At 66.6% G+C, this 13,061-nt stretch carries 13 protein-coding genes; 4 read left to right on the top strand and 9 right to left on the bottom strand.

The window, feature by feature from the left end; genetic code table 11:
- Nucleotides 1–8: 8 nt before the first annotated feature.
- The 4 genes from WJU27_RS09205 to WJU27_RS09190 form a co-directional block, all read right to left on the bottom strand.
- Nucleotides 9–290 (bottom strand): methanol dehydrogenase, encoded by a 282-nt coding sequence (locus tag WJU27_RS09205; RefSeq protein ID WP_304000921.1) that lies wholly within the window; start codon nucleotides 288–290, stop codon nucleotides 9–11.
- Between the two features lie 77 nt (nucleotides 291–367).
- Nucleotides 368–847 carry a cytochrome c(L), periplasmic gene (moxG, locus tag WJU27_RS09200; protein ID WP_020164047.1) on the bottom strand — a complete coding sequence of 160 codons (480 nt, stop codon included), beginning with the start codon at nucleotides 845–847 and terminating at the stop codon, nucleotides 368–370.
- Nucleotides 844–1,683, bottom strand: coding sequence for a methanol oxidation system protein MoxJ (moxJ, locus tag WJU27_RS09195; protein ID WP_296810192.1), 840 nt, complete (start codon nucleotides 1,681–1,683; stop codon nucleotides 844–846). The genes moxG and moxJ overlap by 4 nt, the downstream gene beginning before the upstream one ends.
- 54 nt (nucleotides 1,684–1,737) lie before the next feature.
- The gene (locus WJU27_RS09190) at nucleotides 1,738–3,564 is read right to left on the bottom strand and encodes a methanol/ethanol family PQQ-dependent dehydrogenase (protein WP_304010319.1); all 1,827 of its coding nucleotides are present in this window, start codon (nucleotides 3,562–3,564) and stop codon (nucleotides 1,738–1,740) included.
- 290 nt (nucleotides 3,565–3,854) lie between these two features.
- Here WJU27_RS09190 and WJU27_RS09185 point away from each other — a divergent pair, with 290 nt between their 5' ends.
- The gene (locus WJU27_RS09185) at nucleotides 3,855–5,216 is read left to right on the top strand and encodes an ATP-binding protein (protein WP_020164050.1); all 1,362 of its coding nucleotides are present in this window, start codon (nucleotides 3,855–3,857) and stop codon (nucleotides 5,214–5,216) included.
- Nucleotides 5,213–5,905, top strand: coding sequence for a response regulator transcription factor (locus WJU27_RS09180; protein ID WP_341421922.1), 693 nt, complete (start codon nucleotides 5,213–5,215; stop codon nucleotides 5,903–5,905). Before WJU27_RS09185 ends, WJU27_RS09180 begins: the two co-directional genes overlap by 4 nt.
- 51 nt (nucleotides 5,906–5,956) lie before the next feature.
- On the opposite strand, the gene zigA is transcribed toward WJU27_RS09180, so the two are convergent.
- From zigA to WJU27_RS09165, 3 genes are read right to left on the bottom strand one after another with little or no spacing between them, the layout of a single operon-like run.
- Entirely contained in the window at nucleotides 5,957–7,177 is a 1,221-nt protein-coding gene (gene zigA / locus WJU27_RS09175) for a zinc metallochaperone GTPase ZigA (protein ID WP_341421921.1), read from the bottom strand.
- 19 nt (nucleotides 7,178–7,196) lie between these two features.
- The gene (locus tag WJU27_RS09170; RefSeq protein ID WP_341421920.1) at nucleotides 7,197–7,838 is read right to left on the bottom strand and encodes a DUF1826 domain-containing protein; all 642 of its coding nucleotides are present in this window, start codon (nucleotides 7,836–7,838) and stop codon (nucleotides 7,197–7,199) included.
- 37 nt (nucleotides 7,839–7,875) lie between these two features.
- Nucleotides 7,876–8,727, bottom strand: a complete 852-nt coding sequence (locus tag WJU27_RS09165) for an all3515 family Zur-repressed PEP-CTERM protein (RefSeq protein WP_341421919.1) — start codon at nucleotides 8,725–8,727, stop codon at nucleotides 7,876–7,878.
- A 105-nt stretch (nucleotides 8,728–8,832) separates the two neighbouring features.
- Between WJU27_RS09165 and WJU27_RS09160 the strand changes: the two genes are divergently transcribed.
- Nucleotides 8,833–9,687 carry a PEP-CTERM sorting domain-containing protein gene (locus tag WJU27_RS09160; protein WP_341421918.1) on the top strand — a complete coding sequence of 285 codons (855 nt, stop codon included), beginning with the start codon at nucleotides 8,833–8,835 and terminating at the stop codon, nucleotides 9,685–9,687.
- Here the strand turns inward: WJU27_RS09160 and WJU27_RS09155 are convergent.
- A complete protein-coding gene (locus WJU27_RS09155) occupies nucleotides 9,677–11,719 on the bottom strand; it encodes a TonB-dependent receptor (RefSeq protein ID WP_341421917.1) in 2,043 nt (680 codons plus the stop codon). The two genes, WJU27_RS09160 and WJU27_RS09155, sit on opposite strands and share 11 nt — an antisense overlap.
- Before the next feature lie 236 nt (nucleotides 11,720–11,955).
- Here WJU27_RS09155 and WJU27_RS09150 point away from each other — a divergent pair, with 236 nt between their 5' ends.
- Entirely contained in the window at nucleotides 11,956–12,633 is a 678-nt protein-coding gene (locus WJU27_RS09150; protein ID WP_341421916.1) for a PEPxxWA-CTERM sorting domain-containing protein, read from the top strand.
- On the opposite strand, the gene WJU27_RS09145 is transcribed toward WJU27_RS09150, so the two are convergent.
- Nucleotides 12,621–13,058: a Fur family transcriptional regulator gene (locus tag WJU27_RS09145; protein ID WP_341421915.1), complete on the bottom strand. Its 438-nt coding sequence runs from the start codon at nucleotides 13,056–13,058 to the stop codon at nucleotides 12,621–12,623. The two genes, WJU27_RS09150 and WJU27_RS09145, sit on opposite strands and share 13 nt — an antisense overlap.
- Nucleotides 13,059–13,061 lie beyond the last annotated feature (3 nt).

Below are 13,061 nucleotides of genomic sequence, written 5' to 3'. Positions count from 1 at the left end.
CACGACGATCAGTTCACGTCGTACTTGAAAGTGCCGGTGGCGTTGAGCTGCTCGACGCGCTTGGCGTTGCGCGCTTCCATCTGCTTGATGGAGTCGCCTTGCTTGGACAGTTCCTTGGCGTCGTGCTTCGGGTCGTACTTGGAGCCGGCGACCTTGGCCGGATAGCCCGGCTTCGGCTCCCAGCAGTCGCCGGCCGCCTTGCACTTGGTGCCGTCGTAGGCATGGGCGCCGCCGGCCAGCAGCAGGAGTGCGGAAGTGGCTGCAAGACGGGCTGCGGTGCGGATCTTCATTGTCATTCCTCCGTGGTTGTGATGTGGGTGCTGCACGTGACGACCCGGACGGGGCCGGGCCGAAAACTTCGCCTTCCTCAGTTCGCCTGCTTCCACAGCGCCTTGGCCGGATCGCCCTTGTAGACCGAGCGGATCCAGCTCATGATCACCAGGATTTCGTCCTGCGACAGGTGCCCGCTCTGCGGTCCCATCATTCCCTGCAGACCGCCGTAGATGCTGGAGAACAGCCCCGGATCGGTGGCATTCGCCGGGTAGGTCCAGTAGTCGTCGGCCAGGCCGGGGCCGAGCTTGCCCTCGGCGTGGTGACCGTGACAGCCCGAGCAGGCGGTCGAGTACAGCGACTCGCCTTCGGCGATCTTGGCGGCGTCGGTGTTGTAGGGGTTGATGCCCGTCTGTTTGAAGGACTTCACCGCCGGGCTTTCCTCCTTGCCGGAGAAATCGAGCGGCGAACCTTCGATGATGTTGTAGAAGCGCGGCGGGCTGCCGGCGGCGATCGCCGTGGCGATGGCGCCACCCATCAGGGTTGCCGCGACCAGTTTGCTGACTTGAAACTTCATCCCTTGCTGTCCTTGTTTCCTTCGGCCACCGGGTGCGGCGGCAGAATCTGTATGCCTTCGGCGCGCAATACGCCCTCGATGTCGTCGCGACTGCGCGCGAGCGCGGCTTCGATGCGGGCGAGCAGTGCGTGGTCGTCCTTGCGCACGGCGATGGCGGTATCGAAGTGGAAATGCACCGGCTCGCCGTTCGACTTGCTGGCCTGGGCCGGTACCTGCGTGACCTTCAGCGGCGTCGCTGCGCTCTTGATGTAGCGGGCGACCGACGGTGCCCAGGCCACGGCGACGTCGATCTCGCCGGCGGCCAGGTCGCGGATCAGCTTTTCGCTGTCATAGCGCACGTAGCGGTTGCGCGGCGCCTTGTTGCCGCCGAGCGACATCATGTAGCGGAAGCTGTCGGCATAACGGCCGAGCTGGACCAGCATCACTTCGGCCGGTGTGCCGGGTATGACGCCGATGTGCGCGGTCTGCAGTGCGGGGCTGTCCCAGCCGGTCACCTCCTGGCCGAAATCGGCGCGGGTGACGAACACATAGCTCGAACGGTAGTAGGCGCGGGTCGTGGCGACGCGGGGATCGCCCGCATCGACGCCGAGCATGACGTCGCACTTGCCCTTGTCGAGCAGGTCGCGCACCACGTAGCGCGGGTCGCTGAAGCCGACGCGCTCCAGTTTCATGTCCATGGCCGCCGCCAGCTTTTCGGCGATGCGGTCCTCGAATCCTTCGCCCCGCTCGTTGGCGTAGGGCATCTCGTTATCGGCCGCGCACACCTTGAGCGTGCCGGCGGCGTGCGCGACGCTGCCGAGCGCGCACAGCAGCGCTGCAATGAGGGTCTGTTTCATCGTGGATCTCCTGCCTGAAACGGGCATGGCGCCACGCGCCATGCCCGGTACGTCTTACAGCGAGAACACCATCACGCCGCCGCCCATCTTGGTGTACTGCTGGAGCTCCTTGAAGGCGCCCACTGCACCGAGACCTGCGGTCGGGTCGGTCAGGTCGAACACGAGGCCGACACCGGGCCAGCCGCCGACGCCGTAGTAGATGGCGACGTACTGCTTGCCCTTGTGCTCGTAGGTGACCGGGTGGCCGATGACGCCGGACGGGAGCTTGAATTCCCACAGCGTCTTGCCGTTGTCGGCGTCGACCGCCTTGATCAGACCGTCCAGCGTGCCGTAGAAGACGAGGTCACCCGCGGTGCTGGTCGTGCCGCCCCAGACCGAGAACTTCTCGTCCTTCACCCACTTGAACTTCGACGTCTTGACGTCGTAGGCCTTGACCTGACCCATGTTGCCGTTGTTGCCCGGGGTGGCGTACATGTTCAGCGTGGCACCGACGAAGAACTGACCTGCGCGGTAGGGCAGCATGAACGGCTCCCAGTCCATGCAGATCATGTTGGTGCCGAGCATGACCAGTTCGCGCTTCTTGTCGATCGAGTCGTGGCCCTGGTTGTGATAGCCCATGGCGGACGGGCAGATGCCCTTGGCCAGGTGGTCCATGCGGGTCGAGTACTCGGGATCGCGGATGGGCACGCCCTTCTTCATGTCGTAGCCCTTGAACACGTTCACCGACGGGTCGATCTTGTCGGCGCGAACGAGGTTGCCGTTTTCGCGGTTCAGGGTGTAGACGATGCCGTTGCGGTCCGGGTGGGTCAGCAGCTTCTGCTTCTTGCCGTCGACCACCTGGTCGGACAGGCCGATCCAGTTCACGCCGGCGTAATCCCACTCGTCATGCGGCGTCTTCTGGAAGGCGAACTTGGCCTTGCCGGTCTTCACGTCGCGACCCCAGATGGCCATCGTCCACTTGTTGTCGCCCGGGCGCATGGTTTCGTTCCACGGTGCCGGGTTGCCCGAGCCGTAATACATCAGCTTCAGTTCCGGGTCGTAGGCGTACCAACCCCAGTTGGTGCCGCCGCCGATCTTCCATGCGTCGCCTTCCCAGGTCGAGGTGCCGAGGCCCTTCTGACCGTAGTGCGGGTTGGCCATGTTGAAGTCGTCGGCCAGCAGGATGTCCTCGTCCGGGCCGGTGGCGTAGGCGCGCCAGACCTGCTTGCCGTCCTTGATGCGGTAGGCGGTGACGTAGCCGCGCACACCCAGTTCCGCACCCGACGAACCGACGATGACCATGTCCTCGACCACCATCGGCGCCTGCGTCAGCGTGGAGCCGACCTTCGGGTCGGAGTTCTCCATCTTCCACAGTTCCTTGCCGGTCTTGGCGTCCAGCGCGACGATGTGGCCGTCGAGCTGGGTCTTGAAGATCTTGCCGTCACCGTAGGCCAGACCGCGGTTCACGACGTCGCAGCAGGCGACCGCGCGCACCGAGGCGTCCTGCTTGGGCTTGTGTTCCCACAGGATCTTGTTAGGGTTGTCCAGATCGATGGCGTAGGTGATGTTGGGGAAGGGCGTGTGGATGTACATGATGCCGTTCACCACCAGCGGACCGCCTTCGTGGCCGTGCAGCACGCCGGTCGAGAAGGTCCACGCGGCCTTCAGGTTCTTCACGTTGCTGCGGTTGATCTGCTTCAGGCCGCTGTAGTGGCTGTGGTCGTAGTCCTTGCCCTGCATGACCCACTGGCGATCGTCCTGCGAAAGCTTGATCAGCTCGGCGTTGGCGAGCGCGGCACCCGATGCGGACGCCAGCGCGAAACCGGCGATCGCGGTGGCGACGGCGCGGCTCAGACGTTTCTTGTGCAGACCGGTCCGGCCGGTTGCTCTTTTCAGTGACATAGCGGTTTTCTCCTCCTTGGGTGGGGCGCGTGGGGATACGCGCATTCGCTTTCATGCGATCCGGGAGCCGGACCAGAACAGACCTGTGGGCCCGGAGATCGCAACCGCGGACGCTGCCGTCGACAGTCGGCCAGCGCTGCGGTCGAGCGAACTATAGGAATGTGCAGTGCAGCGATTGCGGTGTGCTGCGCATTGCAACGAGGGGATTTTGTCCCTCGGCTCCGGCGCTACCATCGACGGCACCGGCACCCCTGAAGCCGGATGTCCCGCCGCACTTCCATCGCCTCCGAATGACACTGAAGAACCGCCTGCTGCTGATCGTGCTCGTGCTCATGTGCCTGCTGCTGCTCACGCACGGCTTCCTGCACTACAAGGCGTGGCGCAGCGACTCGGTCGAGGAGATCGAGTCGGGCACACGTCTGGTGCTCCTGCTGCTGCCCGAGGACATGCCGCTGAACGCCGGCGACGGCCGCTCACCCATGCTCGATTCGCTGCTCGAACGCGTGCAGCGCATGAAGGACATCCGCCACGTGCGCATCGACGTGCTCGACCTTGCCGGTCGTGTGCTCGCCTCGTCCGACACCCGAGGTGCCAGCGGCTGGCCGGCGCCGGACGAGGCGCCGGTGCAGGCCGACGGCACGGTGCGCATGAAGCCGTGGCGGCTCAATGGCGAGATCGCCGGCTTCTATCGCGTGTCGCCGATGCCGTCCGACGAGATGCGCGAGAAGTGGGAAGGCTTCAAGCGGCTGAGCTATCTCACCGTGGCCTACAGCGTGCTGCTCGGGCTGCTGCTGTACTGGGCCATCTGTCGCGCGCTGGAACCGGTGCATGCGCTGCGCACCGCGCTGCGCGACATCGAGTCGGGCCGTCTCGACGCGCGCCTGCCGGCCTTCCGCCTGCCCGATCTGGCGGAACTGTCGGCCTCGTTCAACCGGATGGCCAATTCGCTGGCCGAGGTGAGCCGCGAGCGCTCGGCGCTGCTGCGCAAGATCATGGTGATGGAAGAGCAGACGCGGCGCGCCATCGCGCGCGACCTGCACGACGAAATGAGCACCTATATGGTGGCGATGCAGCCGCACGTCGCGGTGCTGTCGGCCGCCTGCCGGCGTGAGCCGGCGCTGGCCCGCTACAGCGGCAGCGCCGAGGCGCTGGGCGGCCACCTGGCGCAACTGCTGGGCCGCGTGCGCGTGCAGCTGGAATCGCTGCACCCGGTAGAGATCGACGCGCTCGGTCTCTACAACGCGCTGCGCCAGCTGGTCGAGCAGCGCAGCGCGCAGGCGCCGCGGCCGCTCGAACTGGTGCTCAACCTCGAAGGCGAATCGGCCGACGCCGGACCGACGGTCGAGGCCAGTGCCTATCGCATCGTGCAGGAGGCAGTCACCAATGCCTTCAAGCATTCCGACTGCTCGCGCCTGCTGATAGGCGTGAGTACCGAGCAGGGCAGCGACGGCCGCGTGCTCAAGCTCGACATCTGGGACAACGGCAGTGCGCACGGCATACCGACCGGCGTGGCCGGGCTGGGCATGCTGGGCATGCGCGAACGCGCGCTCGCGCTGGGCGGCGTCTGCAGCGCCGGCCCGGCTACCGGCGGCGGCTGGCGCGTCACTGTGCGTCTGCCCTTCGCACGCAATGAACAGGAGATCACCGCATGAACAACCGACAGACCCGCATCCTTCTGGTCGATGACCACGCCGTCGTGCGCACCGGTTACCGCGCGCTGCTGGAGATGAACGAGGCGCTGCTGGTGGCGGCCGAGGCCGGCACCGCCGACGAGGCCTACGCGGCCTACCGCAAGCACGCGCCGGACGTGGTGGTGATGGACATCATGCTGCCCGGCTCCAGCGGCATCGAAGCCACGCGGCGCATCGTCGCCTTCGATGAACAGGCGAAGGTGCTCATGTTCACGATGTGCTCGCACCCGACCGTGGTGCAGCAGGCGCTCGACGCCGGCGCACTCGGCGTGCTGACCAAGGACAGCCCGGCCGAGCAGCTGGTCGACGCGGTGCAGTCGGTGGCGCGCGGCAAGCGCGTGCTGAGCCGGCAGGTGGCGGAAAGCGTGGCCTTCTCGCACTACCTGCCGGAATCCAAGCTGTTCGGTTACCTGACGCCACGCGAATTCGAAATGTGCCGCCTTCTGGTGTCCGGCCATTCGATCGACGCCATCGCCGAACAGCTCAACCTGAGCCCGAAGACAGTGGCCAACAAGCTCAGCACCGCGCGGCGCAAGCTCGACGTCAGTTCCGACATCGAACTGGTGAAGCTCGCCTCTGAAGTCGGTCTGGTGCCCTGGGTGACCGAGCGCCGGCTGGGCCTGACCGACGCGCCGCCGGCGTCGCGCTAGGGACTGTTGCCAATGAATCGCGCGCGGCCCGCGATTCAATGGCAACAGACCCTAGGTGCCGTGCTCCGGCTCGTCGTCGGCGGCAAGCGCCCACGGATCGAAGGGATCCGGCAGCGTGCGCCAGGCGGCCGACCCGGCGGCCATTTCGGCGTCGGTCAGCAGACAGGCGTCGAGTTGCTGGCGTATCCACGCCTCGTCCATGTCCATGCCGATGAATACCAGTTCCTGGCGACGGTCGCCGAAGGGCGCCAGCCAGCGCGCCTCGATCTGCTTCAGGTAGTCGAGGTCGGTCGGCCAGTCGGCGCGGTCCACCGCCGCCCACCACAGGCCGGCCGGGCGGTTGCGACAGATGCCGCCGGCCTGTGCCCATTCGCCGGCGAAATCCATGCGGCTGGCCAGCCAGAAGAAGCCCTTGCTGCGGATGACGCCTGGCCATTCGTCGTGGATCAGGTTCCAGAAGCGCTGCGGATGGAAGGGGCGGCGCTCGGTCCACGAGAAGCTGCGGATGCCATAGGTGTCGGATTCCGGCACGTGGGTGCCGCGCATTTCCTGCAGCCAGCCCGGCGCTTCGGCGGCGGCGTCGAAATCGAAGCGACCGGTGTCGAGGATGCGGTCCAGCGGCACGCGCCCTTCGGTCGACTCGACCACGTCGGCGCGCGGGTTCAGTGCGCGCAGTATTGCGTGCAGGCGGCTGCGTTCGTCGGCGCTGACCAGATCGCACTTGTTCAGCACGATCACGTCGGCGAACTCGATCTGGTCGACCAGCAGGTCGACCACCGTGCGCGCGTCCTCGTCGCCGAGCGATTCGCCGCGTTCGGCGATCATGTCCTGGCTCGAGTAGTCGCGCAGGAAGTTGTACGCATCGACCACCGTCACCATGGTGTCCAGTCGCGACACCGATGACAGGCTGCTGCCATCCTCGTCTTCGAAGGTGAAGGTTTCGGCCACCGGCAGCGGTTCGGAAATGCCGGTCGATTCGATCAGCAGATAGTCGAAGCGGCCTTCGCGCGCCAGCCGCGATACCTCGATCAGCAGGTCTTCGCGCAAGGTGCAGCAGATGCAACCGTTCGACATTTCGACCATGCGGGCGTCGGTGCGCGACAGCTGCGCGCCGTTGGCGACGAGCTGGGCGTCGATGTTCACTTCCGACATGTCGTTCACGATGACCGCCACGCGGCGGCCTTCGCTGTTGGACAGCACGTGGTTGAGCAGGGTGGTCTTGCCGGCGCCGAGAAAGCCCGACAGCACGGTGACCGGAAGTCGTTCGTTCATGATGGTGTGGTTTCCGTTGTCAGAACACCGCATCGAAGGCGGCGACGATGCGCAGCCGGTGCGGGGCGTCGAGGTGGGGGGAGCGGTGGATGACGCCGCGGCCGGCGTTGTCCGGCCACAGTTCGCCCTTGAGCAGCATGATGTCGCCGGCGGTGGCGCGACCGATGCCGGCGGCGTCGGTCATCACGGCGTCGCTGCCGAGGCGGCTGCGGTCGGCGCAGCGCTCGTCCAGCCATTCGGTGGCCGGACCGATCCAGGTACAGAGCAGGCGCAGGGCGACGCGGTCGACGTGCCAGCGCGGACACATGGCGCGGTCCAGCACTTCGATGCGCACACCGACGCGCGTGCAGCCGGTGAGGTCGGCCAGCAGTTCGGACAGTCGTTGCACGTCGGCATCGACGGTGTCGCGCCCCGGCAGTTCGGGCAGGGTGCCGGTGGGCAGCGGGCTGCCGGCGTCGATCACCGCGCGCCGTCCGCTGCCCAGTGCGCCGCTGGCGTGCGCCGCATCCAGATAGTCGGCCAGGCCGGGCGGCAGAGGGCGGTGCAGTCGCACCAGATTGACGAACGGATCGAAGACCTGCGCCAGATCGGTCAGCGTGACGGCGTCGACGGCGCGGGGACAGGATGTCGCGGGGGCGGGAGGTTGAAATCGAATGTTCATGGTGCTTGCAGGCGGGGCGTGCCCGCCTGCCTCGCCCTCAGCGCGCGCGTTGTGCAGCCACCGTGCCCAGCATCAGCAGACCGCCGAGCAGCATGGCCCAGCTCGCCGGTTCAGGCACCGGCGGTGCGACCGCGAAGTCGATGTAGAAAGTGCCACCGTCGCGCACGGCGGTATTGCTGCCCAGGTTCACCAGCGAGAACTGCGCGGTGTAGGTGCCGACCGCGGCGGCCGCGTCGGTGTAGAAGGTCGGCACGAAGTCGAAGCCATTGCCGTCGCCCAGCAGATAGAGGTTGCCGCTGTCGAACAGGTCCATGTCGCCATTGGCGGCGACCTTCAGACCCGGCGTGATGTACTCCAGCTTCAGCGCGACCTGCACGCCGTCGAGCTGTGCGTTCCAGCGGTTGGCGCTGCTTGCGTACAGCACCGCCTCGGCGCTGCCGGCGGCGCCGTCGGCCAGCGACTGGATGGACGACGCACCGAGGTAGCTGTAATCGTGATGAGCGACGCTGTCATCGAGCACGCCGCTGACCAGCTTGCCGGCGAATGCTCCGCTGCCTGCGCTCAGCGCGAGCGTGCCGGGCAGCGGTGAAATGCGTGCCGACAGTTCCGGAATGCGGTTGTTGGCGTTGCTGCCGTTGATGACCGGCGCTGCGGCGCTGCCGGTATAGCTGTAGGCGCCGATGCCGTGGAAGTGGTTGCCGTGCTCCATCAGATAGGTGAGGCGGCCGTAGTTCGGATTGGCCAGGCCGGCATAGGTGCCGCTGGCAATCGTCGCCAGGCTGTCGATCCCGATGTAGAAGCCGATGCCTTCATCGGCGCGCAGCGGCTCGCTGGCGTGTGCGAAGCCGGACATGAGGCCGGCAATGACGAGCAGGGCGCGGACTTTCAAGATGCTCTCCTTTGTTGATAATCGAATATCAAAAGATACGGGGCGTAGTCTTTTTTGTAAAGGAGATTGCATTATCATTAGAGGCTGATCATCCGGAGACCTCTCATGCGCGCGCCCATCCGCTTCATGCACCTTGCTGCAGCATTGCTGTCCTTCCACGTCGGCGCGGCACACGCCCTCCACTTCGACGTCGCCATCGGGCTCGACCAGGGGCCGGCGGCCGGCAGCAGGATCACGGTCGGTGCCTACGGCGACCTGCCGTTCGAGCAGTTGCCGATCGACGTCCACACCGGATACATGGTGTTCCCGGGCGACTTCGGCGACTTCGAGGGCGGGCCGAAAAGCACCGACGATCCGGGTTTCCAGGCTTTCCCGGGCAGCCTGTCCGGCGCCAGCGGTGCCCGAGATTTCATCGGTTTCAAGGCGGTCGGCACGCTGTTGCAGTGGGATGCCGCCAGCGGCACATGGTCGGCCGCCGATGACGGCGTCGGCATTCGCCTGTACGGCGCGGTGCCACCGGCGGTGGCCAACGCCTACATCCAGTCGCTGATCAATCCGCGCCTGGCACCGCCCGGTGCAGCGGCGAATTTCGAGTTCTATTCGCAGGGCACGCTGTTTACCGGCGCCGGCATCGAAGGCCCGGTCGCGGCGACGATAGACGACGCGAACGCCAACGGCGGCTTCCATGCGCACCTGGACTGGTTCATCGAAGGCGCGGCACCGTCCAGCGCCTACATGGTGACGCTGCAACTGACCGACGCGACGTCGATAGGGGGGCGCGGACGCTACATCGATTCCGATCCCTTCCACGTGGTGTTCAACTACGGCCTCAGTGCCGAACAGTACGAAACTGCCTTCATGTCGCGCGTCAGCCTTCCGGTGCCCGAGCCATCGAGCTGGGCATTGATGGTGGCCGGTCTCGTGCTGACGACTTCGCTCGCGCGTCGGGTCAGAAGCTGACGCTGAGGCCGGCTTCGACGCTGCGCCCCGGTTCCGGCGAGAAGCTGCGCAGGAAGGACACCGGGTTGCGCGCTTCGGCATTGAGCAGATTGCGCGCCTTCAGGTACAGGGTCAGCGTGCGGCCGCCGTCGAGCGGACGCACGTGGTTCAGGTTGGCGCTGACCAGGGTGTAGCCGTCGCTGGCGGTTTCGTTGGCGCCCGGCCTGTCCTGCGCCGCCTGTCGCGTCACGCGCACCCGCCCGGACCACGCCTCCTTGCTTATCGCCAGCTGCGTGCCGAAGCGCAGCGGCGGCATGCGCGGCACGTCTTCGTCCAGCGCCGGCAGCCGGGCGCGCACGGCGTCGGCGAAGATCGACCACTCGACATCGCCGAAGCGGCTGGCCGCCCACTTCAATGCCAGTTCCGCTTCGAATCCCCTCAGCTTGGCGCGGCTCTGCGCGTACTGAACCACCTGCAGACACTCTTCCAGGCGGACACAGGCGAAACGGAACTGCTCTTCGGCGGTGTCGTAGAAGAAGGCTTCGCTGCGCTGGAAGATGTAGTTGCTGACGTCGTTGGCGTACACGCTGACCGCAGCGCGCAATCGCGCATCCTCGTACAGCGCCGACAGGTCGATCGAGCGCGCGCCCTCCTTGTTCAGCCCGGGGTCGCCCAGATCGTAGGTGCGGGTCGCCAGGTGGGCGCCCAGCGAATAGAGCTCGTGGATTTCCGGCGCGCGTTCGGCATGCGCGGCGCTGACCGTAAAACTCAGTGCATCGGCAGCCTGCCAGCGCAGCGACGCGGAAGTGCTCTGTGCGTTGATGTTGCGCCGCGGAAAGCTCACCGCGAAGCCGCCGGCAAGTTCGCGATCGCCGGCTTCCATGCGCGTCATTTCGCCGCGCCAGCCCAGTTCGAAGCGCAGGCTGGAGACGTCGACATGCTGCGTTGCGTAGAGGGCGGAACTGCGCATAGAGGTCTGCGGAATGAAAGCTTCGACGCCGAGCGCCGAGAAGTCGCGCCGTGTGTGGTGCACACCGACCGTGCCACCGAGGTGTTCGCCGAAAGCGAGCTCCAGTTCGATGCGCTGTTCGATCGCCTTATTGCGGAAGGTGGTGGCGACGGCGCCCTGATCGACTTCGTCGTGCCGGTAATCGACGTGCGCCCCGGTATAGCGCAGCGACTGCAGCCAGCCTTCGCCCAGCCATTCGGCGCGGGTGTCGACGCGGCGGTTGTCCATCACGATGCGCACCCGGTCGTCGCCACCGTGCGAGTGGCCGGGGGCGGGCGGAATGCCGTAGTCGTTCGACGCGTTGTTCACGGCGGCGCCCAGCAGCGCGTTGCCGATGAACAGGCTGCCGCCCAGCGTGCCCGAGGCGGCGCGTGCATCGCTGTTGTACAGACGCCCGCAGCTGTTGCGCGTGTTGATCAGGCCGAACTGCTGCTGCACGGCGTCGTCGTCGACGGCGCAGCCGGCGATGCGGGCGTCACCGCGATCGCGGCTGCTGGCCGAGGCGTGCAGCGCGAACGGGCCGCGGCCGCCGTCGAGCCGCAGTGAACTGATCCTTTCCGACGCGTTGGTGTTGTAGCCGAGGTCGACCGCGCCGCTGAGTGCCTTCTGCGGCAGTCGCGTCGGAATGCGTTCGTCGGCCACGTCGACCACGCCGCCGATGGCGCCGCCGCCGTAGCGGATGGTGGCCGGGCCGCGCAGGATGCGCACCGAATCCGCCACCGCCGTATCGGCAGTCGATGCGTGATCGGGGCTGAAAGTAGTGGCGTCGTGCGTGCCGCCGCCATTGCTCAGTACTTTCACCCGCGCACCGCTGAGGCCGCGGATGACCGGCAGGCCGACGCCGGTGCCGAAGGAGGCGTTGTGCACGCCCGCTTCGTCGCCCACCGTTTCGCCCAGCGTCGCGCCCTTGCGGTCGCGCAGCGCTTCGCCGCGCAGTCTGGATGCGCCCGCTTCGTTCGCCGCGCCCGGCGTCTGGGTGTCCTCGACGCGGATGGCGGGCAGTTCGATGGCGTCGGGGCTGTCGGCGACGTCCTGCGCTTGCACGCAGCAGCACGCGCAAAGCAAGAGTATGGACAGGCTTCCGGCGATGCCAGGGGGCCGGATCGCCTTCGGGCGAGGACGGACGGATCGAGAGGACATGCTGCGGCGGGGAGAACGATGATTGCTATTGCTAATAGTATCGCGTTATCGTTAACGGCGATGTTCTGTCCCATTCCGTTCTCACCAAGGAGCAAGCGATGAAATATTCCGGACCCGGTTCTGTACTGCGTGCGCTAGGCATGACCGCATTTCTCTCAACCCAGCTCTTCGTGGCGGCGCAGGCGGCCGATCACGCGGGCGATATCGAGGTCGGCATGGCGGCGGGCGCGCTGGTGGTCGATCCCGAGGGGTTGGCGCAGATTGCCGCCAATGGTTACCGCCTGTTCGAAGCGGATTTCCGTGATTTCAGTGGTGGCCTGTTCAAGACCGACGACCCGGGCTTCGTCGCGGAAGAGGGCGCGCTCGATGTCGGGCTGGTCGTCGGCTACCGCGGCCTGGGCGTGCTGCAGTCGTGGAACGGTTCGATGTGGACCAGCAGCGGTCCTTCGGTCTTTGTATCGATCGAGGACGTGCTGGGCACGATCACTTCATTCGGCTACGGCGCGGTCACCGATCCTGCCGGCGCGATCGCCCAGGTGTCCGGTGCCGGCGACATCCACTCGCACCTGGATTTCTCGATCGGCGGCACGGACCGCGCGCTGGCCGGCGCCTACCTGATCACGCTGCAGCTCGAAGCGAACGGCGTGCTGGCGTCGTCGCCGTTCTACATCGCCTTCAATAACGGGCTCGATGAAGCGGCTTTTGAAGGCGCGGTCGGCGCGCTGATGGCGCCGGTGCCGGAACCGGCAACGTGGGCGATGCTGATTGCCGGCGTCGGTCTGGTGGGCGCGCTCGGCCGTCGCCGTCAGTGCGTGTGATCGTGGTCGTGCGGATGCGTGTGCCCGGCTGAGGGCGCACCGTCCGCGTTTCCTTTTCCGCTGCACGCGCTGCAGCGGCCGAACAGCGTCACGTCGTGCGCCTCGACCGAGAAACCGGCGGGCGCCAGTGCGTTCCAGTCGGTCTGGCATTCGGCGATGTCGAACACGCGGTCGCACTGCAGGCACTTGAAGTGATGATGGTGGCCGAGGTGGGCTACCTCGTAGCGCGGTGCTTCGCCCGGCAGGCTGACTTCGCGGATGCGGCCTTCTTCGAGCAGCAGCTTGATGTTGCGATACACGGTCGCCAGCCCGAGCGCCGGCGCCTCGCTGCGTGCCAGCGCGTGCAGTTCAGCCGGCGACAGCGGCCGGCCGGCCGCTTCGATGGCGCCGAGTATCGCGGTGCGCTGACGCGTATTGCGCTCCATGAG

The sequence above is a fragment of the Methyloversatilis sp. NSM2 genome (assembly GCF_038066675.1).
GTDB lineage: Bacteria > Pseudomonadota > Gammaproteobacteria > Burkholderiales > Rhodocyclaceae > Methyloversatilis > Methyloversatilis discipulorum_A.
The sequence above is the reverse complement of the archived record's forward strand: the minus strand, read 5'-3'. Positions and strand labels throughout refer to the sequence as shown.

What these genes read in the sequence shown, in the direction of transcription:
- WJU27_RS09205 (WP_304000921.1), bottom strand. Translation starts at nt 290, where the DNA reads ATGAAGATCCGCACCGCAGCCCGTCTTGCAGCCACTTCCGCACTCCTG.
- moxG (WP_020164047.1), bottom strand. Translation starts at nt 847, where the DNA reads ATGAAGTTTCAAGTCAGCAAACTGGTCGCGGCAACCCTGATGGGTGGC.
- moxJ (WP_296810192.1), bottom strand. Translation starts at nt 1,683, where the DNA reads ATGAAACAGACCCTCATTGCAGCGCTGCTGTGCGCGCTCGGCAGCGTC.
- WJU27_RS09190 (WP_304010319.1), bottom strand. Translation starts at nt 3,564, where the DNA reads ATGTCACTGAAAAGAGCAACCGGCCGGACCGGTCTGCACAAGAAACGT.
- WJU27_RS09185 (WP_020164050.1), top strand. Translation starts at nt 3,855, where the DNA reads ATGACACTGAAGAACCGCCTGCTGCTGATCGTGCTCGTGCTCATGTGC.
- WJU27_RS09180 (WP_341421922.1), top strand. Translation starts at nt 5,213, where the DNA reads ATGAACAACCGACAGACCCGCATCCTTCTGGTCGATGACCACGCCGTC.
- zigA (WP_341421921.1), bottom strand. Translation starts at nt 7,177, where the DNA reads ATGAACGAACGACTTCCGGTCACCGTGCTGTCGGGCTTTCTCGGCGCC.
- WJU27_RS09170 (WP_341421920.1), bottom strand. Translation starts at nt 7,838, where the DNA reads ATGAACATTCGATTTCAACCTCCCGCCCCCGCGACATCCTGTCCCCGC.
- WJU27_RS09160 (WP_341421918.1), top strand. Translation starts at nt 8,833, where the DNA reads ATGCGCGCGCCCATCCGCTTCATGCACCTTGCTGCAGCATTGCTGTCC.
- WJU27_RS09150 (WP_341421916.1), top strand. Translation starts at nt 11,956, where the DNA reads ATGACCGCATTTCTCTCAACCCAGCTCTTCGTGGCGGCGCAGGCGGCC.
- WJU27_RS09145 (WP_341421915.1), bottom strand. Translation starts at nt 13,058, where the DNA reads ATGGAGCGCAATACGCGTCAGCGCACCGCGATACTCGGCGCCATCGAA.